Annotated in this window: 28 protein-coding genes and 1 other RNA gene; 17 read left to right on the top strand and 12 right to left on the bottom strand. The window is 63.8% G+C overall.

Annotated features, from left to right (window positions below; genetic code table 11):
• The first annotated feature begins 8 nt into the window (after positions 1–8).
• Genes DS839_RS27205 through DS839_RS27190 form a run of 4 tightly spaced genes read left to right on the top strand, consistent with a single transcriptional unit; the run spans position 9 to position 3,133 of the window.
• Positions 9–878, top strand: a complete 870-nt coding sequence (locus DS839_RS27205; protein WP_119273648.1) for a PhnD/SsuA/transferrin family substrate-binding protein — start codon at positions 9–11, stop codon at positions 876–878.
• Positions 879–884: 6 nt separating this feature from the next.
• Positions 885–1,667, top strand: a complete 783-nt coding sequence (locus DS839_RS27200; protein WP_119273647.1) for a phosphonate ABC transporter ATP-binding protein — start codon at positions 885–887, stop codon at positions 1,665–1,667.
• Positions 1,664–2,467: a phosphonate ABC transporter, permease protein PhnE gene (gene phnE, locus DS839_RS27195; protein ID WP_119273646.1), complete on the top strand. Its 804-nt coding sequence runs from the start codon at positions 1,664–1,666 to the stop codon at positions 2,465–2,467. Before DS839_RS27200 ends, phnE begins: the two co-directional genes overlap by 4 nt.
• Positions 2,468–2,476: 9 nt before the next feature.
• A complete protein-coding gene (locus DS839_RS27190; RefSeq protein WP_119273645.1) occupies positions 2,477–3,133 on the top strand; it encodes a class I SAM-dependent methyltransferase in 657 nt (218 codons plus the stop codon).
• Between the two features lie 81 nt (positions 3,134–3,214).
• Here the strand turns inward: DS839_RS27190 and DS839_RS27185 are convergent, their stop codons facing one another.
• The gene (locus tag DS839_RS27185) at positions 3,215–3,439 is read right to left on the bottom strand and encodes a hypothetical protein (protein ID WP_162918836.1); all 225 of its coding nucleotides are present in this window, start codon (positions 3,437–3,439) and stop codon (positions 3,215–3,217) included.
• 183 nt (positions 3,440–3,622) lie between these two features.
• Between DS839_RS27185 and DS839_RS27180 the strand changes: the two genes are divergently transcribed.
• On the top strand, positions 3,623–4,513 hold the full coding sequence (locus DS839_RS27180) for a DMT family transporter (RefSeq protein ID WP_119273643.1): 891 nt from the start codon (positions 3,623–3,625) through the stop codon (positions 4,511–4,513).
• Here the strand turns inward: DS839_RS27180 and DS839_RS27175 are convergent.
• On the bottom strand, positions 4,504–5,265 hold the full coding sequence (locus tag DS839_RS27175) for a sulfite exporter TauE/SafE family protein (protein ID WP_119273642.1): 762 nt from the start codon (positions 5,263–5,265) through the stop codon (positions 4,504–4,506). The two genes, DS839_RS27180 and DS839_RS27175, sit on opposite strands and share 10 nt — an antisense overlap.
• Before the next feature lie 173 nt (positions 5,266–5,438).
• Here DS839_RS27175 and DS839_RS27170 point away from each other — a divergent pair, with 173 nt between their 5' ends.
• Together DS839_RS27170 and DS839_RS27165 are read left to right on the top strand one after the other, a co-directional pair.
• Entirely contained in the window at positions 5,439–6,479 is a 1,041-nt protein-coding gene (locus tag DS839_RS27170) for a type III polyketide synthase (protein ID WP_119273641.1), read from the top strand.
• 234 nt (positions 6,480–6,713) lie between these two features.
• Positions 6,714–7,235: an isoprenylcysteine carboxyl methyltransferase family protein gene (locus tag DS839_RS27165; protein ID WP_368911951.1), complete on the top strand. Its 522-nt coding sequence runs from the start codon at positions 6,714–6,716 to the stop codon at positions 7,233–7,235.
• Between the two features lie 139 nt (positions 7,236–7,374).
• On the opposite strand, the gene recR is transcribed toward DS839_RS27165, so the two are convergent.
• The 4 genes from recR to ffs all read right to left on the bottom strand — a co-directional run bounded on the left by recR (position 7,375) and on the right by ffs (position 10,145).
• A complete protein-coding gene (gene recR, locus DS839_RS27160; RefSeq protein ID WP_119273639.1) occupies positions 7,375–7,977 on the bottom strand; it encodes a recombination mediator RecR in 603 nt (200 codons plus the stop codon).
• A 13-nt stretch (positions 7,978–7,990) separates the two neighbouring features.
• Entirely contained in the window at positions 7,991–8,314 is a 324-nt protein-coding gene (locus DS839_RS27155; protein ID WP_119273638.1) for a YbaB/EbfC family nucleoid-associated protein, read from the bottom strand.
• Positions 8,315–8,322: 8 nt separating this feature from the next.
• Positions 8,323–10,023 carry a DNA polymerase III subunit gamma/tau gene (locus DS839_RS27150; RefSeq protein ID WP_119273637.1) on the bottom strand — a complete coding sequence of 567 codons (1,701 nt, stop codon included), beginning with the start codon at positions 10,021–10,023 and terminating at the stop codon, positions 8,323–8,325.
• Between the two features lie 25 nt (positions 10,024–10,048).
• An RNA gene (gene ffs, locus DS839_RS27145) (signal recognition particle sRNA small type) lies at positions 10,049–10,145 on the bottom strand.
• Between the two features lie 140 nt (positions 10,146–10,285).
• Here ffs and DS839_RS27140 point away from each other — a divergent pair.
• The 4 genes from DS839_RS27140 (at position 10,286) to fmt (ending at position 14,969) form a co-directional block, all read left to right on the top strand.
• A complete protein-coding gene (locus tag DS839_RS27140) occupies positions 10,286–10,606 on the top strand; it encodes a hypothetical protein (protein WP_162918834.1) in 321 nt (106 codons plus the stop codon).
• Positions 10,607–10,751: 145 nt separating this feature from the next.
• On the top strand, positions 10,752–13,457 hold the full coding sequence (locus DS839_RS27135) for a caspase family protein (protein WP_162918833.1): 2,706 nt from the start codon (positions 10,752–10,754) through the stop codon (positions 13,455–13,457).
• Positions 13,458–13,517: 60 nt separating this feature from the next.
• Entirely contained in the window at positions 13,518–14,039 is a 522-nt protein-coding gene (gene def / locus DS839_RS27130; protein WP_119273634.1) for a peptide deformylase, read from the top strand.
• An 18-nt stretch (positions 14,040–14,057) separates the two neighbouring features.
• Positions 14,058–14,969 carry a methionyl-tRNA formyltransferase gene (fmt, locus tag DS839_RS27125; RefSeq protein WP_368911950.1) on the top strand — a complete coding sequence of 304 codons (912 nt, stop codon included), beginning with the start codon at positions 14,058–14,060 and terminating at the stop codon, positions 14,967–14,969.
• A gap of 232 nt (positions 14,970–15,201) precedes the next feature.
• Here the strand turns inward: fmt and DS839_RS27120 are convergent, their stop codons facing one another.
• From DS839_RS27120 to pdxR, 3 genes are all read right to left on the bottom strand, one after another.
• Positions 15,202–15,675 (bottom strand): copper chaperone PCu(A)C, encoded by a 474-nt coding sequence (locus DS839_RS27120; protein WP_119273632.1) that lies wholly within the window; start codon positions 15,673–15,675, stop codon positions 15,202–15,204.
• Between the two features lie 104 nt (positions 15,676–15,779).
• Positions 15,780–17,369, bottom strand: coding sequence for a M20/M25/M40 family metallo-hydrolase (locus DS839_RS27115; protein WP_119273631.1), 1,590 nt, complete (start codon positions 17,367–17,369; stop codon positions 15,780–15,782).
• Positions 17,370–17,381: 12 nt separating this feature from the next.
• Entirely contained in the window at positions 17,382–18,824 is a 1,443-nt protein-coding gene (gene pdxR, locus DS839_RS27110) for a MocR-like pyridoxine biosynthesis transcription factor PdxR (protein WP_119273630.1), read from the bottom strand.
• Between the two features lie 65 nt (positions 18,825–18,889).
• Between pdxR and DS839_RS27105 the strand changes: the two genes are divergently transcribed.
• Positions 18,890–19,336, top strand: coding sequence for a pyridoxamine 5'-phosphate oxidase family protein (locus DS839_RS27105; RefSeq protein WP_119273629.1), 447 nt, complete (start codon positions 18,890–18,892; stop codon positions 19,334–19,336).
• Between the two features lie 9 nt (positions 19,337–19,345).
• Entirely contained in the window at positions 19,346–20,332 is a 987-nt protein-coding gene (locus tag DS839_RS27100; protein ID WP_119273628.1) for a glycerophosphodiester phosphodiesterase family protein, read from the top strand.
• Positions 20,333–20,336: 4 nt separating this feature from the next.
• On the opposite strand, the gene DS839_RS27095 is transcribed toward DS839_RS27100, so the two are convergent.
• A complete protein-coding gene (locus tag DS839_RS27095) occupies positions 20,337–21,098 on the bottom strand; it encodes a helix-turn-helix domain-containing protein (RefSeq protein ID WP_119273627.1) in 762 nt (253 codons plus the stop codon).
• A 229-nt stretch (positions 21,099–21,327) separates the two neighbouring features.
• Between DS839_RS27095 and DS839_RS27090 the strand changes: the two genes are divergently transcribed.
• From DS839_RS27090 to DS839_RS27075, 4 genes are all read left to right on the top strand, one after another.
• Entirely contained in the window at positions 21,328–23,472 is a 2,145-nt protein-coding gene (locus DS839_RS27090; RefSeq protein WP_162918832.1) for a marine proteobacterial sortase target protein, read from the top strand.
• A 140-nt stretch (positions 23,473–23,612) separates the two neighbouring features.
• Positions 23,613–24,167, top strand: coding sequence for a class GN sortase (locus DS839_RS27085; protein ID WP_119273690.1), 555 nt, complete (start codon positions 23,613–23,615; stop codon positions 24,165–24,167).
• Between the two features lie 92 nt (positions 24,168–24,259).
• Positions 24,260–25,081, top strand: coding sequence for a DUF707 domain-containing protein (locus DS839_RS27080; RefSeq protein ID WP_119273625.1), 822 nt, complete (start codon positions 24,260–24,262; stop codon positions 25,079–25,081).
• Between the two features lie 33 nt (positions 25,082–25,114).
• Positions 25,115–25,843 (top strand): type 1 glutamine amidotransferase, encoded by a 729-nt coding sequence (locus DS839_RS27075; RefSeq protein WP_119273624.1) that lies wholly within the window; start codon positions 25,115–25,117, stop codon positions 25,841–25,843.
• Between the two features lie 89 nt (positions 25,844–25,932).
• Here DS839_RS27075 and DS839_RS27070 read toward each other — a convergent pair whose 3' ends face one another.
• Together DS839_RS27070 and DS839_RS27065 are read right to left on the bottom strand one after the other, a co-directional pair.
• A complete protein-coding gene (locus DS839_RS27070; RefSeq protein WP_119273623.1) occupies positions 25,933–26,232 on the bottom strand; it encodes a type II toxin-antitoxin system RelE/ParE family toxin in 300 nt (99 codons plus the stop codon).
• Entirely contained in the window at positions 26,222–26,467 is a 246-nt protein-coding gene (locus DS839_RS27065) for a type II toxin-antitoxin system ParD family antitoxin (RefSeq protein ID WP_119273622.1), read from the bottom strand. Before DS839_RS27065 ends, DS839_RS27070 begins: the two co-directional genes overlap by 11 nt.
• Positions 26,468–26,582: the final 115 nt, after the last annotated feature.

Below are 26,582 nucleotides of genomic sequence, written 5' to 3'. Positions count from 1 at the left end.
GAACAACGATGAAAAGATATTGGCTGTCATTCCTGATCCTGGCCTTTGCCGCATTGGCCACTCTGCCCGCCGCGGCGGCCGACAAGATCAGGCTCGCCATCACCGATGTCGACGGGCTCGAAACCCTGCAGCGCGATTTCGGCGCCTTCCGCGACGTGCTGGCGAAAGAGTCGGGCCTCGAGGTCGAGTTCTTCCCGGTCTCCGGTCGCACCGCCGCCGTCGAGGCGATGGCCGCCGACCAGGTCGACTTCGTGCTCACCGGACCGGCGGAATATGTCGTGTTCAACGCCCGCCTCAAGGCGCAGCCGGTGGTGAGCTGGGTAAGGCCCGACTACTATCCGCAAGTCGTCAGCCTCGAAACGGCGAAGATCACGTCGGCCGCCGATCTCAAGGGCAAGAAGATCTCCTTCGGCGAGATCGGCTCGACCTCGCAGCATCTGGGCCCCGCGACCATTCTCGCCGAAGAGGGCCTCGTTTATTCGACCGACTATGAGCCCGTGTTCCTCAAGGTGAATGCCGCCGTCGAAGCGATGATCGCCGGCGACATCGCCGCCATCGGCATGAACCGGACGCATCTCGAGCGCATCACCAAGAACTTCCCGACGCAGAAATTCTATGTCATCCGCAAGGGACCGGAGCTGCCCAACGACGTCCTGCTCGCCAGCGACAAAGTGAAGCCCGAAACCATCGAGATCGTGCGCAAGACATTCGCCGAGAAGGGTCCGGCTCTGCTCGCGGCGATAACCTCGGCCGAAGAGAATGCCAAATATCTCGGCGGCTCCTTCGTTGCCGATGTCACCGACGCCAATTACGATGTCGTCCGCAAGATGTACACGAATGTCGGCATCACGGAATTCACCCAGTTCATCGGGAATTGAGCCGCCATGCACGGGCGCGCGCATGAAGTCGAACATCCTGGCCCGGTCCTGAAGCTCACACGACTGTGCAAGGATTTCGGCCCGCGGCGCATCCTGAGCGACATCTCGCTCGAAATCGCTGAAGGATCGGCCGTTGCGCTCATCGGCGCCAACGGTGCGGGCAAGTCCACCTTGCTCAGGAGCCTGGTGCGTCTCGTCGAGCCCAAGAGCGGCGAGATCGAGCTTTTGGGCCGGGACGTCATGGCGCTCGCCGCAGGTGACCTCGCGCGCCTGCGCTCGCGTGTCGGCTTCGTGTTCCAGCGCCATAACCTGGTGCCCCGCCTGTCGGCGCTGAGCAATGTGCTGCACGGCGTCCAGGCGCGAAGCAAGGGACCGCGTGGCTGGCTGCAATGCCTCGCACGGCAGGCAGACCGCGAGGAAGCGCTCGACTGCCTGGCGGCGGTTGGGCTCGAGAATGTCGCGCTGCAGCGCGTGGACAGCCTGTCCGGCGGGCAGTCGCAAAGGGTGGCGGTCGCGCGCATGCTGATGCAGCGGCCCGAGCTCGTCCTGGCGGACGAGCCCGATGCGAGCCTCGACCCGCAATCGGGCGAGGAGATCATGCGGCTCCTCTACCGGCTGACCCGGGAGAAGCGGCTCACCCTCATCGTGAGCTCGCACCGCCTCGAACATGCCCGCCACTTCTCCGATCGGATCATCGGCCTCGCCCAAGGACGCATGACGCTCGACCAGGCCTCGGCGGCAGCGAGCCCGCAGAATCTGCGCTCGTTCTTCATCGACCAGGCCGCATGACGACGGGTGGATCGCGCGCGGTCCGGCGCTTCGCCCTTCCGGGGGTAACCGGCGTGCTGCTCTGGACGCTCATCATCGCCATGATCGTCTGGTCCTTCGCCGAGACCGCCCCCTCGCTCGACCGGCTGATGCGCGGCGCCAACCGTCTGTTCGCGCCCGACGGCATGCTGGCGCGCATGTTTCCACCCGACCTCGGCCGTCTTCCGCAAGTGGGGCGATCGCTCCTCGAGACCTTCCAGATGGCGATCACGGGAACGGTGCTGGGCATCGTGCTGAGCTTCCCTCTGGCCATCTTCGCCGCCGAAGGCCTGTCGCCCAACGCATTCTTGCGCGGCCTCGCCCGTGCCGTCGTCGCGGTGTTCCGCACCGTGCCCGATCTCGTCTGGGCCATCATCTTCATCATCACGGTCGGCCTCGGTCCTGCCGCTGGCGTGCTCGCGATCATGGTCGATACGATGGGCTTTGCCGGGCGTTTCTTCGCCGAAGCCATGGAAGAGACCGATAAGGGGCCGCGCGAGGCGCTCTCCGCCATCGGCGCGACGCGGCCCGGTCTCATCTTCTCGGCCGTCGTCCCACAGGCCTTGCCGGCCTTCACCGCCACCACGCTGTTCTGCCTCGAAAAGGCCGTCCGCAATTCGGTCGTCCTCGGCCTCGTCGGCGCGGGCGGCATCGGCATCGAACTCAAGACCGCCTTCGACCTCTTCGACTATGACCAGGCGCTGACCGTGATCATCGCCATCTTCGCTCTGGTCATCGCCGTCGAACAGCTCAGCGGCTGGATCAGGCGCAAGATCATCTGAGAGGGAAACATGGACCGCACCGATACCGCTCATCATGCCTGGGACAGGCGCTGGCAAAGCCCGGAAGGCCGGCAGGATTGGCTCAAACCCGAGGCCGATGTGGAGGAGTGCGCCAGTGCCGCTTATGCGCGGGGTGGGACGCGCGCCCTCGATCTCGGCTGCGGCGTCGGCCGGCATGCCCTCCTCCTCGCCGAGATCGGCTGGCAAACCCATGCGCTCGACGGCAGCGCCAGCGGCATCGCCCATCTCGAGCGGGAAGCCGAGGCGCGGCGCCTTGCCATCGCCGCCCAGACCGGACTGATGACCGACCTGCCCTTTCAGGCCTCGACCTTCGATTATGTGCTGGCTTTCAATGTGATCTATCACGGCGACAGGGCCATCGTCGAAAAGACCTTGAGCGAGATCCGGCGCGTGCTCAAGCCCGGCGCCATCTTCCAGTGCACCATGCTGTCGAAGCGCAACCAGAATTACGGCAAGGGCCGCGAGGTGGCACCCGACAGCTATGTCATCGACGACATCGATGACAAGGATCATCCGCATTTCTACTGCAGCGCGGCAGGGGCCCTCGACCTGCTCCAGGGATTCGAAATCATGGCGATCGAGGACCGGCTGCACCGCAAGCCCGGCTCCTGGCACTGGCACATCATCGCCGAAAGACTGCCATAGGCTTCCAGCGTGCATCCCGGCGAAGTGGAATCACTTCGCCGACAAACATTCGCGGCATGACGCAGCAAACGCACCAAGCCGCTATGGCGGCTCACCGTCCAGAGCGTTCAGTATGCTCTCCATATCGGAGAGGTTGTCGGTCTGAGCTGTCTCAAGCTTGTTGAGGATGCGCTCCGCTGCTGCCGGGTCTTTGCCCATGGCAACAAGAGCCGCAATGATAGCCTTTTGGGCTTCCACATGGGCTTTGCTTTGGCTGGCCAGCCCTTTGGCCGCCGCAAGGTTTTCAAGGAGTGCCGTCTTTTCCATGAACTGGCCTAGCACGGCCTTGGTCAGCGCCGCTTAACATAGGACATGTTCCATGGCTGACACCCATGTGGGCGCCAAAGTCTTCAACCCCGGATCGAGTCCGGGGCAGGCTCCAGGCAGGGTTTCGACGCGAGGTCCTTTCCTGCCATCCGATTCTGGTCTAGGCAGGCCTACGGCGCCTCCATGTCCCTTACAACGGTTCTCCCTGCTTCTCCCGCCCTTAGGGCGGGCCTCGTCATGATCCTGGCCATGGCCAGCTTCACCGCCGGCGACACCATGACCAAGCTCATGGCAGGCGAAGTGCCGGTGGGCCAGATCATCTTCTTCCGCGGCGTGGTGGCGACAGCCATCACCGCCCTCCTCGCCCGCAAGGCCCTGGCCCGGGCCATGCTCGTCTTCCAGAAGGGCGTGCTGGTGAGGAGCCTCAGCGACGTGGCGGGCACGATATTATTCATCACCGCCCTGATGCATATACCGATCGCCAATCTCAACGCGGTCATGCAGGCCGTGCCCCTTCTGGTCATCGCCTTCGCCGCCTTGTTCCTGGGCGAGACAGTCGGCTGGCGCCGCGTCCTCGCCATCCTCTTGGGCCTCGCCGGCGTGCTGTTCGTCGTCAAGCCCTCGCCCGCGAGCTTCACCGTCTATGACGCGCTGTCGCTTGGCCTCATCATGGCGATCGCGCTGCGCGACATCTTCACCCGCCGGCTCAATTTCGATGTCCCGACCATGATCATCGTCTTCGCCAATGCGGCCTTCGTGATGCTGAGCGGACTCCTGCTCTATCCGTTCGAGACATGGGTCACGCTCAGCTCCCGGCATCTCCTCCTCATTTTTTGCGGCGGTATCCTTCTCAGCATCGGCTATGTCTGCATGGTGTTGACGATCCGCATGGGCGACATCTCCCAAACCGCCATCTACCGCTATTCGGTGGTGCTCTTCGGTCTCCTCTCCGGCACGCTGGTTTTCGGCGAGTTCCCCGACCGGTGGGCGCTCCTCGGCATCGCGCTCATCGTCGTCTCCGGCATCTATGCGCTCTTGCGCGAGATGCGTGCCGCGCGCGAGAATCAGCTGTAGCGCCAGAAGGCGATACCGGTGAGCGTGACGCTCCAGACGAGAATGCCCCATCTGACCCAGTTCTGCGGCACACTGCGGACGAATTTGATCATGACATAGCCGCCGATGAAGGCGCCCAGCATCATGATGAGCGACGGCAGCCAGCGGATGACGCCGGCATGGGCGAAGAGGGCTATGCCGATGAGCGTGATCAAGGTGATGGTGGCATTGCGGATGGCATTGGCCTCATGCAGGTCGTCATGGCCGAACATGGCATAGAGGGCGAGAAGCACGACGCCCATGCCGAGACCGAAATAGCCGCCATAGACATAGACGATGAATTCGAGAAGGAAGGACAGCCAGATCCAGCTTCTGCCGTCAAAACCATGCTTGTGCTCGAGCCAGCGCTTGATCGTGGGCGCCAGCGCGAAGGCGACGGTCGAAAAGGTGAGCAGCCAGGGGATCGCCGAGCGGAAGGAGGCCTCGCCCAACCCCAGAAGGGCAAGGGAGCCGCAGGTTCCGCCAATGGCGGCGAGAGCCAGTCGTGGTCTCAACCTCAGATTGGGACGGCGTAACTCGTAACGGTAGCCGAAGAGGCTCGCGACATTGGCCGGCAGGAGGGCCACGAAATTCGAGGCATTGGCCTCGATTTCCGACATGCCGGCGGCAACCAGGAGCGGAAAGGTCATGAAACCGGCGCCACCGGCCACGACGTTGATGCAGCCGGCCAGAACGCCGCCGGCGAACAAAAGCGCTATCTCGTCCCAGCCCATGCTACCCGGGTCGCCCCTGAATTCCCTCAACTTTCTGCCAAAATGAAAGTTTGTGGAGAAGGAAACAAGCCATGCTCCGGGGGCGTAATAGGAATGTGGCGCAGGAAATAGTTTCCGCTAGAGTAGAGGCGGGAACCAATGGGGCGAATCCGTCCAAAACAGAGAGGCAACTCATGCGCAGCCAGCTGATGGCCGTAGCGACTGCAAGTCCACCTTTCGAATTGCGCACCGAGGATGTCATCGGTGAGGCGACCAGGATCTTCTCCGGCCGGCATCAGGATTTCGAGCGCCTCATGCCGGTTTTCGCCAATACCGGCATCAGGAAGCGGCAATCGGTAAGGCCTTATAGCTGGTTCCGCCAGGAACAGGGCTGGCCCGAGCGCACGGCCGCCTATATCGAGGGCGCCACCGATCTCTTCCGCAAGGCCGCCAAGGCGGCGCTCGAGCAGACCGATATCGATCCGGGCGAGATCGACACGATCGTGACCGTGAGCTCGACCGGCATCGCTACCCCCTCGATCGAGGCGCGGGTCATGCATGAATTGGGTTTCCCCCGGACCGTGAGCCGCATCCCGGTCTTCGGCCTTGGCTGTGCCGGCGGCGCCACCGGGCTTTCGCTCGCCGCGCGCCTCGCCCAGGCGCCGGCCTCGAATGTGCTCCTGGTGGTTATCGAATTGTGCACCCTGGCCTTCCGCCCGGACGAGATGACCAAGTCGAACATCATCGCGACCGCCCTTTTCGGCGATGGTGCCGCGGCTTGCGTCCTCTCCGGCAAGGCGAAGGACGGTCTCGGCGCCATCGAGTTCTCGGGCGAGCACAGCTGGCCCGACACGCTCGACATCATGGGCTGGCGCATGGACCCGCAAGGTTTCGGCGCCATCTTCTCGCAGCGCATCCCCGATTTCGTGACCCAGGAACTGCGTGGTGCTGCCGACACCTTCCTTGGCCGCAACGGCCTCGACGTCGAGGACATCGACCAGTTCGTCTTCCATCCGGGCGGCGCCAAGGTGATCGCGGCCCTCGAACAGGCTTTCCATCTCGACCAGGGAACGCTCGAGCTCGAGCGCCAGGTGCTCGCCGATCACGGCAACATGTCGGCGCCGACCTTGCTCTTCGTCCTCAATGAAGCGCTGAAGAAGCCCTTCACCGGCCGGCGCTTCCTGAGCGCCTTGGGCCCCGGCTTCACCTCGAGCTTCGCCACGATGGTCTGCTAATGCCTGATCATCGAGCGAGCAAGCCATCTCCGATCTTCCCCCCTCTCCCGTTGCGAAGCAATGGGAGAGGGTGCCCGAAGGGCGGGTGAGGGCTCTTTGTCTGTACAAGGAATACCCGTTGAAATCTGAGTGCATTGCGCGAAAGAGCCCTCATCCGGCCTTCGGCCACCTTCTCCCACGCTGCGCGCGGGAGAAGGGAAGTGAAGTGAGGCGCCTTACCTTTAGAGTTTCCTCCTGATGTGGCTCAATTTCACTATCCTCTCGCTCGTCACGCTGCAGCGCCTGGTCGAGCTCTATATCGCGCGGCGCAATACCCATCGCCTCCTCGCGCGCGGCGGCTATGAGGCGGGCAGCGGCCATTACTGGCTGATCGTCGTCCTCCACGCCGCCTGGATCATCGGCCTGTGGATCTATGCGCGCGACAATGAGGTGAACTGGACCTGGCTCTTCGTCTATCTGGCGATCGAAGCCCTGCGCGGCTGGGTGGTGGCGGCGCTCGGCGATCGCTGGACGACGCGCATCATCGTCATGCCGGGCGAGCCCCTCGTCGCCCGGGGCCCCTATCGCTATCTGCGCCATCCCAATTACATCGTCGTGGCGCTCGAGATCTTCGTGCTGCCCATGGTCTTCGGCATGTTGTGGTATGCGATCGGCTTCTCGATCGCCAATGCCGCCATCCTCTATTGGCGCATCCGCATCGAGGAAGAGACCTTCAAGGAAGCAACGCCGCCAGCGGAAAAGACCGAGCAGAGCTGACGTTTTAACCCTCTCCCCGCGGCGCTCTCGCCTTCGCGAAGCCGAGATTTCGCTTCGATGGAGCAAGGTGCTTCGCTTCGATGGAGCAAGGTGCTTCGCTTCGGCGGAGCAAGGTCGCTTGCGGGGAGAGGGTGGTAAGTCAAAACGGCCGCCTTGCCCGCATCGCCTGGGTGAGCGTGCCTTCGTCGAGATAGTCGAGCTCGCCGCCGACCGGCACGCCATGGGCGAGCCTCGATGTGGCGACGTTCAGATCCTTCAATCGGTCGATGATATAATGCGCCGTCGTCTGGCCCTCGACGGTCGCATTGACGGCGAGCACCACTTCCTTGACGCCTTCATGCCCTGCCCGCTCGACGAGCCGGGCAATGGAGAGATCCTCAGGGCGCACCCCCTCGACGGCCGAGAGCGTTCCGCCCAGCACATGATAGAGCCCGCTCCAGGCGCCCGCCCGCTCCAGCGCCCACAGGTCGCCCACTTCCTCGACGACGCAGATCACGGTTCGGTCGCGGCGCGGATCGCGGCACAGAGTGCAAGGATCGCTGGTGTCGACATTGCCGCATTCGGAGCAGACGGTGACCTTGTCCAGCGCTTCCTCGAGCGCCGAGGTCAAGGGCACCAGGAGCTTCTCGCGGTTCTTGATGAGATGGAGGGCGGCGCGGCGGGCCGAGCGCGGCCCGAGCCCCGGCAGCTTGGCCAGGACCTGGATGAGCCGCTCGATCTCGGGGCCGGTGGTGCGCCGCATATGGATCCCTGGGTCAGAACGGCAGCTGGAATCCGGGCGGCAAGGGCAACCCGCCGGTGATCGATTTCATCTCCTCGGCCAAAAGCTGCTCGAGCCTGCCCTTGGCGTCGGCATGGGCGGCGACGATCAGGTCCTCGAGGATCTCCTTCTCCTCCGCCTTGAGCAGGCTCTGGTCGATCTCGGTCCCGGTCAGCGTGCCCTTGCCGTTGAGCGTCACCTTCACCAGACCGCCGCCCGATTGCCCGGTGACCGTCATCTGGCCGAGCTTCGCCTGCATGTCCTGCATGCGGGCCTGCATCTCCTGCACCTGCTTCATCATGGCGCCAAGATTCTTCATCTCTCGTCTCAATCCTTCTCAGCTGCTGGGTCATCGGCCAGGGGTGCGGCCGCATCAAAATCGCGCACATCGACGATCTCGGCGCCGGGGAAGCGCTTGAGGATCGCCTGCACATCGGGATGCTCGCGGGTCTCGCGGAAGATCGTGTCGCGCTGGTCCTTGTTCTGCTGGGCGAGCGGCTTCTCGCCGCCGTCCTTCGTCACCAGCACCATCCAGCGCATCTGCGTCCAGGCTTCGAGCTTGCGCGCGAGCTCGCCCGGGAGACCAGGCGGTGCGGAAGCCTCGAGCGCCACCTCGATCTGGCCGGGGCTCACCCTTATGGGCCGCATCAGCGTCTCGACCTGGTTCTTGAGCTTGATGTCGCGCTTCTCGCCGATATAGGCCACGACGTCGCGCAAATGAGCGAAGGGACGGGTCTCTCGGGGGCGCTCCGCCGGCTGGCGCTCTTGCGGCTCTGACGCCACTGCGAGCTGGCCATCCTCGACAGTGGGTGGCGGGATGTCCCGCTCGGGCCGCGGCGACGGGCGCTCGTCGCGCGAGGGCGGCGCCGTCTCGCGTGCGAGCCGCACCAGGTCCTCACCCGTTGGCAGGCTTGCCGCGTAACTCAGGCGAATGAGCACCATCTCGGCCGCCATCAGTTGATCGGAATGGAGCTCGATCTCCTTCAGGCCTTTCAGCAGCATCTGCCAGGCGCGGGTCAGATGCGGCATGGAAATCTTCTCGGCATGCTCGCGCCCGCGCACCCGCTCGGCCTCGCTGCGCGAGGCATCGGCCGCGGCACTGGGCGCCACCTTGAGGCGCGTCACCCAATGGACGAAATCGGCGAGGTCGCTCAGCATCGTGTGCGGGTCGCCGCCCGCCTCATGCTGCGCTTCGATCTCCTTGATCGCGGCCGCGGCGTCGCCCCGCATCACCGCATCGAACAAATCGATGACCCGCGCCCGGTCGATGAGGCCCAGCATGGCGCCGACCTCGGCCGCCTTCACTTCTTCGCTGCCATAGGCGATCGCCTGGTCGAGGAGCGACAGGCCGTCGCGGGCCGAGCCCTCGGCGGCACGGGCGATCATGCGCAAGGCCTCGTCCTCGATCGCCACCTTCTCGGCTTTGGCGACCTTGGCGAAGAGCTGCATCAGCACTTGCGTCTCCATGCGCCGCAAGTCGAAGCGCTGGCAGCGCGACAGGATGGTGACCGGCACTTTGCGGATTTCGGTGGTGGCGAAGATGAATTTCACATGCGGCGGCGGCTCTTCCAGCGTCTTCAAGAGCGCGTTGAAGGCGTTCTTCGACAGCATGTGCACTTCGTCGATGATATAGACCTTGTAGCGCGCCTGGACCGGGGCATAGCGCACGCCCTCGATGATCTCGCGCACGTCATCGACGCCGGTATTGGAAGCGGCGTCCATCTCGATCACGTCGATATGGCGGGATTCGAGGATGGCTTCGCAGTCGGGCGTCACTTCCGGCATGTCGATCGAGGGACCGCCCGGGTAATTGAGGGCGCGGGCGATGAGGCGGGCGGTCGTCGTCTTGCCCACCCCCCTGACCCCGGTCAGCATATAGGCCTGGGCGATGCGGCCGGTGGCGAAGGCGTTGGACAAGGTGCGCACGACCGCTTCCTGGCCGATCAGGTCGGCAAAGGTCTGGGGGCGGTATTTGCGGGCGAGAACGCGATAACCGTGGGCGCTCGCGCCGCTTGTCTCTTCGGTCACTGGCGAGCCTGCCGGTTATGGTTAGGCGGGAGGCTGGACGGGCAACCCGTACCAAACTCGTTAGGGCTGCTTCCTTCCGGACCTGACCCGGTTGGCGAGCGACACGTCCGCCGCCAACCTCCCGCCGCCTATATCGGGCCTTGACCGGCAAAAGGCAAGTCGGTTGGACCCAGAGGCTCAGATAGCCGTTGACTCCCCATCGCACCGCCTCGCTGCCCCAGGGTAAGCGCGGTGTCCATGTGCTCATAAAGGAGGAAAAAACATGAAACTCTCATTCTTAGGCTCATTCTTAGGAATGTGTCTCGCCGGAGCGGCGACAGCCCTGCTTTACACCGGCGCAAGCGCTCAGTTTTCGGGCGCATCCGCGCAGGAAGGCTGCATCGTCACATTGGTGCAATTCCATGAGAAACGGTGTCCGGAAGGCGTCACCCTTGAAACCACCGCTGCTCCCGAAGCCAGCGCGCCTGAAGCCAGCGCGCCGGAGGCCGTCGAACCGGCGGTCACGCCGACCGCCGCCGCACCCGAAGACTGCATCAAGACCGATATACTCCTTCATGAGAAGCGCTGCCCGCCCGGGGTCTGATCGCTCGATAGGCTGAACCGACCTGCAGCCCTTTCCGGCAACGGAGAGGGTTCCTTCGCTCTTGCCTTGACCGCGCCTTTGGGCTGTCATGATGACGCCACGGCAAGGATGGCCAATAGCCGCTCCTCTGATGGCGGATCGGTCCATGACGGCAAGACCCAAGATCCCGGCCCTCCTCTGCGCAGCCCTGCTGTGGTTCGGCCTCGCCTTTTCGCTCGCGCTGGCCGAGGAGGCGCCGCGGCTGAACGGCGTCGCCCTGGTAATCGGGCAATCGGGGTATCGCCATCTGCCACCGCTCGCCAATACCGGTAATGATGCGCGCGCTTTGACCCAACTTCTGACCGGTCTCGGTTTCGAGGCGAGGACTGTGGCCGACCGGGATGCGGTGAAACTGAAGCGCGATCTCGAGCGCTTCGCCGAGGATGCCGAAGGTGCCGACGTCGCGCTCATCTATTATTCCGGCCATGGCATCGAGGCTGGCGGCGAGAACTACCTGCTCCCCGTCGATGCCGATCTTGCAGCACTCGAGGATGCCGGCGAGCGCCTGGCCCCCTTGTCGGCGACGATCGAGAAGATCAGGCAGAGCGTGCCGGTCACCATCCTCCTCATCGATGCCTGCCGCACCAATCCGTTCCCGCCGGGCACGCTGGTCAAGACGGAAGCTGCCTCGCCGGGCGTGCCCATCGGCGCGACCGGCCTCGGCGCGCCCAAGGGCGCCGTGCCGGTTGAAGCGACAGCCGCGACGGATACGCTTGGCATCGTCATCGGCTATGCCGCCGAGCCCGGCCATGCGGCGCTCGACGGCGCGGAAGGGGCCAACAGCCCCTATGCCGCGGCCCTCATCCGCCACCTCTCGGCGATGAAGGGGGCCGAATTCGGCACCGTCATGCGCATGGTGACGGAAGAGGTCTATCTCAAGACGCAAGGCCGGCAGCGGCCCTGGGTGAATGAGAGCCTGAGGCGACTCCTCTATTTCGGCGCAACGCCTGAGGAACCCAAAGGCGAAGAAGCGCTGATCACCGGCGAGCGCCGCCAGCTGCTGCTCACCATCGCCGCCTTGCCCGATGCCGGCCGGCTGCAGGTCGAGACCATCGCCAAGGACGGCGGTGTGCCGCTCGATGCGCTCTATGGCGTGCTCAGGGCTCTCGGCGAGAAGCAGATGCCGCAAGATCCGGAAGCTTTGGAGAAGCTCCTGCGCGATCAGGCCCATAAGCTCAAGACGATGATGGCGGAGCGCAAGGCACTCGAAGCCGATGACCCCGAGATCACCCGTCTCGCCGCCGCGGCGGACCGCGCCATTGCCGAAGGCGCCATCGCGACGGCAAGGCAGTTCCTCGACCAGGCGGTGACTCGCGTCGCCGCCACGCAAGGCGCCGTCGACCGGGCGGAAGCGAAGCTCAAGGCAAAGCGCCTCGCCGATGCCGCCGTCTATGCGCGGCGCGCCAGTGCAGGTGGCCTTGCTTTCGATTATTTCGCAGCCTCCCAGGACTATGAAGCCGCATTCGACTTGGCCCAGAAATGGGATGTCGACAAGGCCTGGGAGTACAAGATGAACGCCGCCTCGATGCTGCAACATCAGGGCTATGAAACAGGCGACAAACAAACCCTGCAAAAGTCGATCGAGGTCTATCGACAAGCCTTCGCGCTCACAAGCCGCGCTGGCGATCCGCAGGGCCAGTGGGCGGCAACACAATATGATCTCGGCAACGCGCTGCTGGAGCTCGCCATCCTCGAGGACAGCGCGACAAGATATGAAGAGGCTGCTCAGGCCTTTCGCGCGACGCTTTCCGTGTACGATCACAAAACGAAGCCGCAAGACTGGGCGGCCGTGCAACACGGCCTCGGCACCGTGCTGCATACGCTGGGCAGGAAAGAGCAAGGGACCGCCAAGTTGCACCAGGCGGTTGCCGCCTATCGCGCGGCGTTGACGGAGCGCACCCGTGAAGGTTTCCCCGAAGGCTGGGGACAGACCATGCAAAATCTGGGTGGAGCGCTCTATGCGATCGGGACGCGCGAGAACAGCGAAGTCTTCCTGAACGAGGCGGCAGCCGCCTTGCGGGCGGCACTCGAGGTGCGCCGATCCGACCTCGCCCCGATTGATTGGGCTGTCACCCAATATAATCTCGGGCTGGTGCTCAAGTCCCTGGGCAAGCTCAAGAGCGATCCCGCTCTGTTCGATGACGCGGCCTCCGTGTTCCGTTCGGCGCTCGATGCAACCCCGCAGACACGATTCCCCGTATATTGGACCAAGATCGACAAGGCGCTGCGCGAGGCGTCGCGACTTTCCGACGACGCGAGGCGGAAGCAGGCAGCCTCTCGCAATGCGCTCAGCGGGGATTTGCGCGCGCGTGACCCCGATGCCTGGGCGAGTGCAAAATATAAAGTCGGGACCGGCCTTCTTGCGCTTGGCGGGAATGACCTGACAGCGGAAAGGCTCGAAGAAGCCATCGCCGCCTTCCACGTCGTGCTGGAGATCCGTTCGCGCGAAACCGATCCAGAGGGCTGGGCCGAGGCGCAATACAATCTGGGCCGCGCGCTTTACAAGCTCGGCCGGCGTGAGAGCGGAACGGCCCGTCTGGAAGAAGCCGTCAAGGCTTTCCGAGAGTCCCTCAGCGTGCAGCGGCAGGAATCGACCACGCTGGCCTGGGCCAAGACCCAGGACGAGCTTGGTCGGGTGTTGCAGATCATCGGCTACCGGAAGAACAGCACCGCCGATCTCGAGGAAGCCATAAGGAGCACGCAGAGCGCCATCGAAGGCTTCCAGATCGCCGGTACGCCGGTGGACCTCCAGGGGGCCGAGCGTCAGCTCGGGCTTACCCGCTCCTTGCTCGATCTCGCCCGTAAACCCTGAAATCAGGGCATCCAAGCCCCCGCATTGACCCCTTCCCGGCCATCGCCTATCTCAAGCACCATGGCCAAACGCGAGATCATCGTCCTGCCCGATCCCTTGCTCCGGACCGTGTCGAAACCGGTGAAAACGGTCGATTCGGCGACCCGCAAGCTCATGGATGACATGCTGGAGACCATGTATGACGCCCCTGGAATCGGCCTCGCGGCCGTCCAGATCGGCGAGCCCAAGCGCCTGGTCGTGATCGACATCTCCAAGGAGGGCGAGGAAAAGCAGCCCTTGTTCCTCGTCAACCCCGAGATCACCTGGTCGAGCCCGGAGGAGTCGGACTACGAAGAAGGCTGCCTGTCGATCCCGGAATTCTTCGACATGGTGACGCGTCCCAAGGAGATCAAAGTGCGCTATCTCGACCGCCAGGGCGAGCCTAAGGAGCAGCATTGCGCGGGCGTCCTCGCCACCTGCGTCCAGCACGAGATCGACCATCTCAACGGCGTCCTGTTCATCGACTATATCTCCAAGCTGAAGCGCGACCGGGTGGTCAAGAAATTCGTCAAGGCGCAGAAGCTTCAGCGCAGCGAGACCTGACGCTTGCGCCTCATCTTCATGGGCACGCCCGATTTCGCCGTGCCCACGCTGGCCGCCCTCATCGAGGCGGGCCATGAGATCGCGGCCGTCTATTCGCAGCCGCCAAGGCCCGCGGGCCGCGGCATGGCCGAGCGGCTGACACCCGTCCATCATTATGCCCTGACCCACAATCTCGAAGTCCACACGCCGCTGAGCCTGAAATCAGCAGAAGAGCAGAAGGCTTTCGCGGGTCTCGCGGCCGATGCCGCCATCGTCGTCGCCTATGGGCTCATTCTGCCGAAGCCCATTCTCGATGCGCCGCGCAAAGGCTGCTTCAATGTCCATGCCTCGCTGCTGCCGCGCTGGCGCGGAGCTGCCCCCATCCAGCGCGCCATCATGGCCGGCGATGCGGAGACCGGCATTACCATCATGCGCATGGCGGAAGGCCTCGATACGGGACCGATCTGCCTTCAGGGCCGCGGGCCCATCCTGCCGTCGACGACAGCGGGCCAGTTGCATGACAGCCTCATGCATATGGGAGCTGCACTCATGGTCGAGGCGCTGAAGAAGCTCAAGCGCGGCGGTCTCGACTGCTCAGCCCAGCCCGATCAAGGCGTCACCTATGCCCAGAAGATCGACAAGGCCGAAAGCGAGATCGACTTCGCGCGGCCCGCCATCGCGGTGCGCAACCATATTCATGCTCTGTCGCCCTTCCCCGGCGCCTGGTTCCTGCTCGCCCAGGAGGGCCGTACCTTCCGCATCAAGGTGCATCGGTGCGAAGTGGTGGAAGGCCAAGGCGAGCCCGGCGAGGTGATCGACGGCGAGCTCACCATCGCGTGCGGCGATCAGGCGGTGCGGTTCCTCAGCCTGCAACGGGAAGGCAAGAGCGCCATGGGCGTCAAGGAATTCCTGCGCGGCTTCTCGGTGCCCAAGGGTGTCGTGGTCGGATAGCAGAATCCTGTTGCAATCGCGGGCCAAGCCGTGGGATTTGGGAAATACCAGTGTGAGAATTGCGTCTGTGGGCTAGCGCCGCCCGGAACGGTGAATTCCCTGCTCGGAAGTCTAACCCCTTGATATCACTAAAGCCGGGCAATTTTTTCGAAAATTCCCTGATAATCCCTGATAATCCCTGATATTCGGCCGTCCGAAATCGCCCCGCTTGAGCCGTCGCGTCCTGCTGTTTCTACTCCACCGCATTGGCGGCGACACTGCCCACGGGCACATCGACCTTGACCTGGCCGGCTTTCTCGAAAGTCAAGGTGAGCGAAATATGCTGGCCCTTCTTGAGCGGTGCCTTCAGTCCCATCAGCATCACATGCAGCTTGGTCGGGCTGAGCGTCACCGTCTCCTTGGGCGCGATCGCAAGCGCTTCGAGGTGACGCATGCTCACCACGCCGTTCTCCTCGACATTCTCATGCAGCATCGCCGACTGCGCGGCGTCGGTCGCGACACTGGTGAGCGTATCGGCGGCAGCACCCTCGTTGCGGATGGTGAAATAGACCGCGCCCGCTTTCGCCGCCGGTGTGGCGGAGGCACGCGCAAAGGCGCCCGACACCATGACTTCGCCGGCATGCGCCGCCACCACGACGGCGACGACGGCCGCCACGGTAAGGCCGGTGGCGATGGCAAGCTCGAGGATGATGCGACGCATGTGCATGTGGTGCGCGTCGATATGGGCATGATTATGAAGGGAAACCAGCGGCTAAGGGTCGCGGCGATCTCGGCGCTTTGATTCGGAATGGCTCGCAACGCGGCGCGTAGTCACTCCCGCCCCAGAGCTCGGTCTTCCGCCGTCGCCGGTATCCACCATTCGCGTCCGCGCGGCGTTTCGACATAGTCGGGCCATGGGAAATCGAGCGGCGGCGCATAGTCGCACCACGGCTTCACGTCATCGCCCGCCGCGGCGAGACGGTCGGCAAACTCCGCCTTGGCTCGCGCCAGCGCCGGTCCGTCGGTCATGAGATCGAGCATCGTCCCGGCAATCGTGCGGGCGGCGGTCGCAACCGTCGGATCGATGGTCGCAGGGATGCCGCCCAGCGCGTTCATCACCCAGTCGGGATAGGCGAAGCCCTGGGGCGCCTTCAGCGTGGCGCGGCCGACATAGAAGCGCACCGAGGGCGCATGCCAGGTCATGTCGGTATAGTCGTCGGACGTATAATGCGTCTGCCAGGAGGGAATGGTGGCGCGCACCTTTCGCTCGGCCTCTTGCGGCGAGATGAGCTCTTCGATCTCGGGAATGAAGGGACGCGCCATCGGCTCGAGCTCGAGCTCCTTCTGGATCGCCTGCGCCACCTCGATGGCCTCGGCGCCGAAGCGCGGCGGGCCAGCACGCTCGAAATTGCGGTAGGTGATCTCGGCCAGCGCATGATTGGCGAGGCCGGGGCGCGATTTCGACACCCAATGCCGGCGCCAGCGGCAATGCGCGGCGAGCGCCGCGCTCTCGGCATTGCGGTCGAGCACGGCGTAGATGCTGTCGAGCATCGCGCGGTCGGGCGTGCGTGCTGCGAACATGATCTGCGCCATCTGGGCGGCAAGATTGTCGGCCGTCGCCTGGCCGCTGGCGAGAATGGTTTCGTTCAGCGTCCAGGTGCCGGTATGCGGCAGCATGTGGTCGCGCATCATCTTGGAGAGCGTGTACATGGCGACGACCGCGTCATTGGCGCCAGGGGCCCGCGCCGAGGTGTGGGCGGCGGGGATCGGTCCCTTGGCCGCATGCTTGAGCCAGGTCTCAGGAGCATCGCACAGGAACTCGTAGATCGCCGCATAATAGGGCCCGCAATGCGTATCCCACCGGCAGGTATTGCAATAGGGCAGCATGTAGAAAGGATGGAAGGAGATGATGGCATCGAGCCCGTCATAATAGCCCTTGGCCGCGTGAATAGGCTTCGAGCCCCTCACCTTCTCGGCGGGCTCGCCCATGAAACGGATGGTGCCCTCGATGCCGTGCGTCTCCATGGCCGCTTTCGCCGCCAAGGCGCCGACGAGCGCGCCCATGCCCAGGGCCGAATGCGGATCGGTATGGCCGCCGGCGAAGCGCGACAATCCCTTGCGCGGCGCGCGATAGGGTAAGGCTGCCTGGCAGTTGCCGGGCACCGCGTCATATTCGGCATAGGCCATGATCCGAGGGCCCTTGCCGTTCGACCAGGTCGCCGAGAAAGCCGTCGGCATGCCGCCCGAGCCCGCCTCGACGGTAAAGCCTTCCGCCCGCAAGCGCGCCACATACCATTCGGCCGAGCGATATTCGCGCCAAGCGGTTTCGGCGAGCGCCCAGATATGGGCGTTCCATTGCGACCAGTCGCCATGACGCTTGTCGACAAAATCAAAGGCGGTGTCATGTGCAGGTGAGAGCATATCGTGTTCCGTTCAACGCAAGGCTTCGGCGAGTTTCCTGATCGATCCGTCGATCACGGCTTCATCGAAGCCGGCATAGCCGAGAACCAATCCCTGCCGGAAGGGCTCGCCGGCGAAATAGTCGGAAAGTGCCGGCGCCAGCAATCCGACGCTGCCTGCGCGTTTCGATGCGTCGCGGTCGCTCATGCCGTTCTTCAGGCTGCAGATCAGATGCATGCCGGCCGGTTCCGGCGTCGTCGCCAGCACATCATCGGCATGGCGCGCGATCGCCTCGCGCAGCGCCAGCTGGCGTCTGGTGTAGAGCCGGCGCATGCGCCTTATGTGGACGGCATAGTGGCCGTGGCGCATGAACTCGGCGAGCACCGGCTGCAGGAAGAGCGAGACGCGGGCACCCCTCTCGCGCATCACAGCGGAGAGGCCCGGCAGGAGATCATGCGGGACCACGAGATAGCCGATGCGCAGGCCCGGCAGCATGGTCTTGGAGAAGGAGCCGAGCGAGATCACCACGCCCGCGTCGTCGACGCCCATCAGCGCCGGCAGCGGCTTGCCGTGATAGCGATACTCGCTGTCGTAATCGTCCTCGATGATCCAGCTGCGGCGCGCGCGCGCCCAGTCGAGCAGCGCCAGGCGGCGGGCGAGCGGCATGGTCATGCCGAGGGGATAGTGGCGGGCGGGCGTCACCACCGCGGCGCGTGCGTCCTTGGGTCCCTTGGCGATGTCGAGGCCGCCCTCATCGACCGGGATCGAGACGGTCTTGAGACCGAGCTCGGAGAAGGTGCGGCGGATCAGGACATAGCCCGGCTCCTCGATCAGGACCTTGTCGCCGCGCTTCAGGATGCTCTGGGCCAGAAGCTCGAGCCCCTCGCCGGCCCCGCTGGTGATCACCACTTGCTCCGGCGCGCAGCGCATGCCGCGAAAGGCGCGCAAGTGGTCCGCGATCGCCAGGCGCAACGGCGCCCAGCCCAAGGGATCGGGTGAGGCCAGGAGCTCGCGGATCGGGTTGCGCCAGGTCTTGAGCATGAGCTTGGCCCATTGCTCGTGCGGGAAGAGCGCCAGCTCCGGCGCTGCCGGCTGGAAAGGCCTGACCTCGTCGGGGCGCGGCAGCCCCGTCTCGGCCAAGGGCGCGACCTGCTCCGCCGCCCGCAGGACGTGGTCCGGCAAATCGGGCGCCACGAAGACGCCGGAGCCATGCCGGCCTTCGGCATAGCCCTCGGCAATGAGCTCATCCACGGCGGCGACGACGGTCGCGCGCGACACGCCGAGCTCCTCGGCATAGAGGCGGCTCGACGGCAGGCGGGCACCTGGGGCGATGGCCTGGGCCAGGATGAGGCGTTTCAGCTCGCTGGCGAGCTGGCGGTGCAGCGGCTCGCGGTCGACCCGGTCGAGACTGATGCCGGCGAGCGCCGCCTCGCCGAAAGTGGACTGTCCCTCTCTGTGTGATGTGGCTCTTTTCATCAGTCCACTTCTGCCACAAGCATCGGGCGCTGAACAGAGGCCTCAAGATCGGATAGGATCCGCGCATGCTCACCGACGACATGAAATCGCTCATCACGACCTACCCTCTGGGCTTCGTCGCCAGCGTCAACCAGGACGGGACGCCCAATCTCTCGCCCAAAGGCACCTTCGTCGTGCTCAACGACCGGCAGCTCGCCTTCGGCCATATCCGCTCGCCCAAAACCATGGGCAATATCGCCGAGCGTCCGACGGTCGAGATCAATTTCCTCGACGTGCTGGCGCGCAAGGCGGTCAGGGTACGCGGCCGCGCTCACATGTTCGCCAGGAGTGCCCCCGAATTCGCGCCCCTCTTCGCCGTCTTCAGCAGCTGGAAGGGCTACACCGACATCATGAAGGCCGTGGTGCGTGTCGATATCGAAACGGCGAGCCTCATTTTGTCGCCGGCCTACGACATCGGCCATACGGAAGCCCAATTGCGTGAGCAGTACAGAGCGAAATTCACCTCGCTCTGAGAGTCTCGCATGCGGAAATGGCTGCGCGGCGCGCTTGTCGCCGTTGCCGGGCTTGCCGGCTTTGTCTTCATGGCCAATACGAATCTCCTGACGGGCCTGCGAAGCGGCAAGCCGACGCTTCTCGCCCATCGCGGCATGGCGCAGCGTTTCGATTCGGCCGGGCTTCAGAACGACACCTGCACGGCGACGCGGATATTCCCGCCGCGGCACGAATTCCTCGAGAATACCATCGCCTCGATGAAGGCCGCCTTCGATGCTGGCGCCGACATCGTCGAATTCGACGTCCATCCGACGACCGACGGCCAGTTCGCGGTCTTCCACGATTGGACGCTCGATTGCCGCACCAACGGCAAAGGCGTCACGCGCGAGCACAGCATGACGGAACTCAAGGCGCTCGATATCGGCTATGGCTATACCGCCGATGGCGGCAAGACCTATCCGTTCCGCGGCAAGGGCTTGGGCCTTATGCCGACGCTCACCGAGGTTCTCGGCACGTTTCCCACGCAGCGCTTCATCATCAATGTGAAGAGCAACGATCCTGACGAAGGCAGAAAGCTCGCCGAGACACTCACAACTTTGACGCCGGAAAGACGCAAGGCGCTCATCGTCTATGGCGGGCATAGGCCGCTGACCGAAGTGAAGCAACGCCTGCCCGACATCACGATCCTGTCGCGCCAGACTCTGCAAGACTGCGTCTTTCGCTATTGGTCCTATGGCTGGACGGGGTTGCTACCCGCCGCCTGCCGCGACACGGCGCTTCTCGTACCGGTCAACATCGCGCCATGGTTGTGGGGCTGGCCCGACCGCTTCCTCGACCGCATGGAAGAAGCCGGCACGCAGGTCTTCCTTCTCGGCCCCTATCATGGCGGCGAATTCTCCACCGGCATTGATTCGACCGAAGAGCTCAAGCGCCTGCCATCGAATTATTCCGGCGGCATCTGGACGAATGAGATCGCAGCCATTGCCGAAGAGCTGCACGCGCAGGGCCGGCACTGACTCGCTATTTCGTGATCAGCAGGGCGAAAGGCTCTTCCAGCGCCCGGGTCACGAAGCCCCGGTATTTGCCATAGGCCTGGTGGCCCTTCTCGATCCGCCCGAAGGCCGGATCGCCACCGATGGTCTTGACCGGCACATAGACGATGGGAGTCGAGACCGGCATCAGGCTCATGCCGCGGCCGGACTGCAAGGTCGTGAGGATGCCGAACATCTCGCCGGCGATCGTCGGGCGCGAAATGATGATGAAGCGATACTGCCCGGACTTGTTGGTGATGAGATAGATGTAGCCCGACTGATGCGGGATCGACACGCTGCCGTTCTGGGTGAAGGCGGCATCGACGCGCTCGCTCTCGCGGAAGACGAGATGTGATCTCTCGTCATGCCAGGCGATCGAGGTGCGGTAGGCATAGATCGAATCGGGATTGGAGAAGGACGGCCTCACCGTCACATAGTCGTCCTCGATCCAGGACACCGCGCGCCTGGCATAGGAGCCGAGTTCTTCCGGCGCGATGCCGGCGTGGCGTGCGGCGGCGGCCTGCTTGGCGGATGACGGCTTCCTGAGGGTGAGACCGAGCGCCGCCTCGAGGCGCACGATGCTCGCCAAGGTGAAGGGGCGCTGGCCGGACAACGCCTTTTCCAAGGTCGAGAGGCTGATCTTCGCCTGGTCGGCGAGATACTGGCGGGTGATGCGCCGCCGCGCCAACGCCTCGCGCACGATGTCCGCCACGGCGTCGTTGTCTTCAACCGAGAGGGTCTGGTCGGTCATGGAGGGATCAACTCTGAAACAGCATGGCTATGAGAAGGTGAGGATCCAGGCCGTACAAAACCGTACATTTCCACATCGCCCTGTCTAAAACAAGGCAAGGACCGCTCCATAGCGGCAACCGGCGGCCAAAGAATGGCGGATTGCCCGCTCGCGACGCATGGGCAGGCAATCCCACATGATGAAGCCACGGCCTCCCGATTGCGGACAGGCCGTTATGGAGCGGAATCCCATGTACCGAATATTGCTCACACTGCTGGGCGTCATCGCCATGACGCTCAGTGCCTCCGCCGGCTTTGTATCCCCATCGCAAATGGGCACCGGCGCCCTGCTGCTCAAAACCAACGAGCCCGGGAAGTATGTCGAAGCGCCCCGGGTCGCCACCGACTTCGACATCACCATAACCGGGCCCATCGCCCGCACCCGCTTGACCCAGCACTTCAGGAATCCGACCAATGGCTGGATCGAGGGGACCTATGTATTCCCCCTACCCGAGAATGCCGCCGTCGACACGCTGAAGATGGTGATCGGCGAGCGCATCATCATGGGCGACATCAAGGAGCGCCGGGAAGCCAAGCAGATCTATGAGGAGGCGAAGGCCAAGGGCCAGAAGGTCGCCCTCCTCGACCAGGAGCGTCCCAATATCTTCACCAACCAAGTGGCCAATATCGGCCCCAACGAGACCATCGTCATCCAGATCGAATATCAGGAAGCAATCCGCCAGTCGGGCGGGTTGTTCGCGCTGCGCGTCCCGACCGTGGTGGCGCCGCGCTATGTGCCGGACCCCAGGATCGTCGTCTCCGAGAACGCGCAATTCTATACCGTCAAGGACAGCGTGCTCGATCGCGACAGGATTATGCCCCCGGTGCTCGACCCGCGTAAATCCGCGCCGGTCAATCCGCTGACGCTCACCGTCCATCTCAATCCCGGCTTCGCGCTGGGCGACGTGCAGAGCTCCTTCCATGATGTCACGGCCGAGGCGCTGGCGAATGGCGCGAAACGCATCGCCCTGTCGAACCCCGAATTCGCGGACCGCGATTTCGAGCTCACCTGGAAACCCTTGCCGGGTGCCGAGCCGCAGATCGGCCTCTTTGCCGAGAGCATCAATGGCAGCGACTATGCCCTGGCCTATGTGACGCCGCAGGTGCAGCCCGCGACCGAGAAGCGCCAGCCGCGCGATGTCGTCTTCGTCATCGACAATTCAGGATCGATGGGCGGGCCCTCCATGTCGCAGGCCAAGGCGAGCCTCATCTATGCACTCGACCGCCTCGATCCCATGGACCGCTTCAATGTCGTGCGCTTCGACGACACGATGGACATCCTGTTCCCGGACACGGTCGAGGCGAGCCGCGACAATGTGCAGACCGCCAAGAGCTTCGTTGGACGGCTCGAGGCCTCGGGCGGCACCGAGATGATCCCACCTCTGCGCGCCGCCTTGCGCGACGCGCGGCCGGACGATCGGACGACGCTGCGCCAGGTCGTCTTCATCACCGACGGCGCCATCGCCAACGAACAGGAGATGTTCGACGTGCTGTCGATGATGCGCGGGCGGTCACGCGTCTTCATGGTCGGCATCGGCTCGGCGCCGAATTCCTTCCTCATGACGCGCGCCGCCGAGCTCGGCCGCGGCGCCTATGCCATGATCGGCGAAGGCGGCCAGGTCGAGGACCGCATGCGCGAGCTCTTCGCCAAGCTCGAAAATCCGGCGGTGACCAATCTCAAAGCCGAGTTCGACCAGGCTCAGGCGGAAGTGACGCCATCGCCGCTGCCCGATGTCTATCAGGGCGAGCCGGTGATGGTCCTGATGAAAATGCCGGACCGCAAAGGCATGCTCAAGCTCAGGGCCGAGGTTGCGGGGCGTGACTGGACGCTGGCACTGCCGCTCGACAAAGCGGAGAAAGGCGAAGGAATCGCCAAGCTGTGGGCCAGGCGCAAGATCGATGACGCCGAAGTGGCGCAGACCATGGGCACGATCACGCCTGAGGAAGCCGACAAGCGCATCCTCGCTCTGGCACTCGAGCATCATCTGGTCAGCCGCGTCTCGAGCCTCGTCGCGGTCGACAAGACCCCGGCGCGCCAACCCGGCGAGAAGCTGACCCGCGCCGAGATCCCGCTCAATCTCCCGGCCGGCTGGGACTATGACAAGGTCTTCGGCACGGAGCAGAGCGCGCCCCCGGTGCTCGAACGCGACGCCAAGCTCGATGTCACGCTGATCGCCATGACCAAGAACCCGGTCAGCGCGCAGAAGGATGCGATCAAGACCGTCGATCTGCCGCCGACGGCGACGCCGTCCGAGCTCCTGATGCTCCTCGGTGCGCTGTTCACGCTCCTCGCGCTCATCTTCGCGTTGTTCGCCCGGCGTGCGAGGCTCGCATGACAGCGGAGCTCGACACGCTTCCCGCCTTCTGGATGCGGCGCTCGCGCCGCGCCCGGATGGGATTCCGGAAGTTCCAGGTGCAGACACAGGCCTCTTCTCCCCCGGAGGAGAGGCCGAAGCCGGCGAGTGTGTGGCTCCTGATGGCTTTCCTCAGCGCCGCCTTGGGCCTTGCCTTCCTCGGCGAAGGCCTGTGGATCAAGGCGAAGGCGGAGCTCGCGCAAATCCTGCTCGAACGCGCCTTCACCCAAAGCGTCGTCACAGGCAAGCCGGTCAAGCCCTGGCGCTGGGCCGACACCTGGCCCGTCGCACGCATCCGTGTGCCGCGCCTTGCCGCGTCATCGATCGTGCTTGCCGGCGGCAGCGGGCAAGCGCTTGCTTTCGGTCCCGGCCATCTCGATCAGACGGCTGAGCCGGGCGAGCGCGGCACGTCCGTCTTCGCCGCGCATCGTGACACGCATTTCCGCTTCCTCGGCGATCTCAAGCCCGGCGATGAAATCAAGGTCACCCGCAGTGACGGCCTCACCTTCACCTATGAGATGACGGCTGCGGAAATCGTGCGCTGGGACCGTTCGAATATCGACGCTCAGGCCGGCGGATACAATCTGGCGCTCGCCACCTGCTGGCCGCTCGATGGCACATTCAGAGGGCCATTACGCTACGTCGTCCATGCGCGGTTGAAGCCATCCGGCCTATAGACTATCTGTTGCCGCTTGATGTGCCGATCGAGCGTTGCAAAAATGAACGAGAAATTTCCGAGCCCGGCCGGTTTTCTTGAATATGCCGCCGCATGATCCTGCCGGTCACACCAGGGGAGAGGCGCGTCCTCGTTATCCTGCGCGCCGGCGACCAGTCGCTGCATCCGCGATGGTTCCTGAACGGACGCGCCGAAAGCCGCAATTGGGATCTGCATATCAGCTATTTCGGCGGGCTCACCCGGCCTTATCGCATCCGCAGCTCCGATATCACTTTGTCCTTCGAGAAGGGCACCAAGTCGATCGGTACCATGGCCTGTCTCGAGAAGCTCAGCCAAAGGATCGATGACTATGACTGGATATGGCTGCCGGATGACGATCTCGCGGCCGACCTGCCGACACTCAACCGCTTTTTCGAGATCGTCGCGAAATTTGGGCTTGACCTCGCGCAGCCGGCGCTTGGTGCTGGATCTTATGCCTCCCACAGGATCACACTTCAGCGGCCGCATATGAAGCTCAGATACACGACCTTCGTCGAGATCATGGCGGCCTGCTTCTCGCGGGAAGCGTTGCGGGTCTGCGCTCCCTATTTCGGCGCCACCGTCACATCATGGGGACCCGACATACTGTTTCCGAAGCTGTTGGGCTATCCGCAACGCTCGATCGCCATCGTCGATGCAACGCCGGTCATTCACACGCGCCCTTCCGGGCGTGGCCCCAATATCCGCCTGGCGCGGGAATTGGGTTTCGACCCCAATGAAGAAGCGGAGGACTTCAAGCGCCGGCACCAAGTGGAGCACCGTCTGGAGACCTGGGGAGGCCTCGATCTCGACGGAAACCATGTCGACGACGTCGCGGATATCGATCGCCATATCGTGACAGCGCAGTCGTTTGCGTCAGCCTCTTCTCATGGATAGACTGCTTCACCGAGCCAACATGGATGAGTGCCTATGAAACTCCTCGTCTTTCAGCATCTCGCCTGCGAGCATCCCGCCGTCTTCCGCAGCTTCCTCACGGAGGATGGCATCTCATGGGACAAGGTCGAGCTCGATGAGGGTGAAGCCATCCCTCCGCTCGAGTCCTACGACATGCTGTGGGTCATGGGCGGGCCCATGGATGTGTGGGAGGTCGAGGAACACCCTTGGCTCATCCCCGAGAAGCGCGCCATCCGCCGCTGGGTGCGCGACCTGAAGCGGCCGTTCCTCGGCGTATGCCTTGGGCATCAGCTCCTCGCCGATGCGCTCAATGGCACCTGCGGGCCGCAGCGCCCGCCCGAGGTCGGCATTCTCGATATCGAGCTCACCAAGGAAGGGCAGAACGATCCGGTCTTCGCTGGCCTTCCCCACCGGATGAAAGCCCTGCAGTGGCATGGCGTGAAAGTGGCGCAGGCGCCCGATGATGCGGTGGTGTTGGCGCGCTCGGATGTCTGCGCCATACAGGCGATGCGCATCGGCCGGCATGCCTATTCGATGCAGTATCACGTCGAGCTCGAGGCCAATACCATACCCGATTGGGGCAAGGTGCCGGCCTATGAGGCCGCCCTCGCCAAGGTGCGGGGCCCCAACGCGCTGCAGGCCCTGGCGAAGGAAGCCGAGCCCTTGATGCCCGGCTTCATCGCCAATGCAAGGCGGCTCTATCGCAACTTCATGGCGGTCACGGCGCCGGCCGCGGCGAAGTGAGATCGAGCAGCCGCAGCAGGTCGTAAGCGAGGCCGCCCCGTCGGATTCTGCGTCTGGAAAGAGATTTGTGCAGGGCTCGATTGCTGCGTCTATAGATGGCTATCGATGTCCATCCTCTGGTGCAAGACGCGGACTACATCGATGCCGGTATCTGAGAGTTTATAAAAGACGAGATGCGATCCAACAGAATATTTGAAGTACCCCTCGCGAATGCTGACTGTTCGGCCCCGCTTCGTGCCAGCTGCCAATCCCTCGAAGGCCGACACTATGGCAGCATGATAGCTATCGGCTTGTTCCAACGACCATCGCTGGAAGGTGTAGAGCCAAATATTTTCAAGATCCGCTTCGGCTAGCGGTGAGAGTTTGTAAACACGGCCCTTAACGGCCATGCTTCGCCCGCATCTTTTTCAGAAAGGCTCCGCTGTCAAAAGCACGCGGAGGCCCAGACTCCTCCCCAGCGATGAGGGCGTCCTGCAACGCTTTAACCTTGGCTTCATGCTCTTCGAGCAGACGAAGACCTGCACGCACCACGTCACTGGCCGAACCATAGCGGCCCGTCTGTACTTGGGCGTCGATGAATTCGGCGAAATGGTCACCAAGAGAAATCGATGTGTTTTTTGACATCGGGGCCTCCAATCGCTGATACCAATATATGCTACTTTTAGGTATTTTTCAAATTCCTGCCGGACCGCGCCTAGCGTCCGGACTCAAGTCTGGATGCCGTACGGGGGCGAAGTGA

The organism is Taklimakanibacter deserti (assembly GCA_003574785.1).
This window is presented reverse-complemented; position numbering and strand designations above follow the sequence as displayed.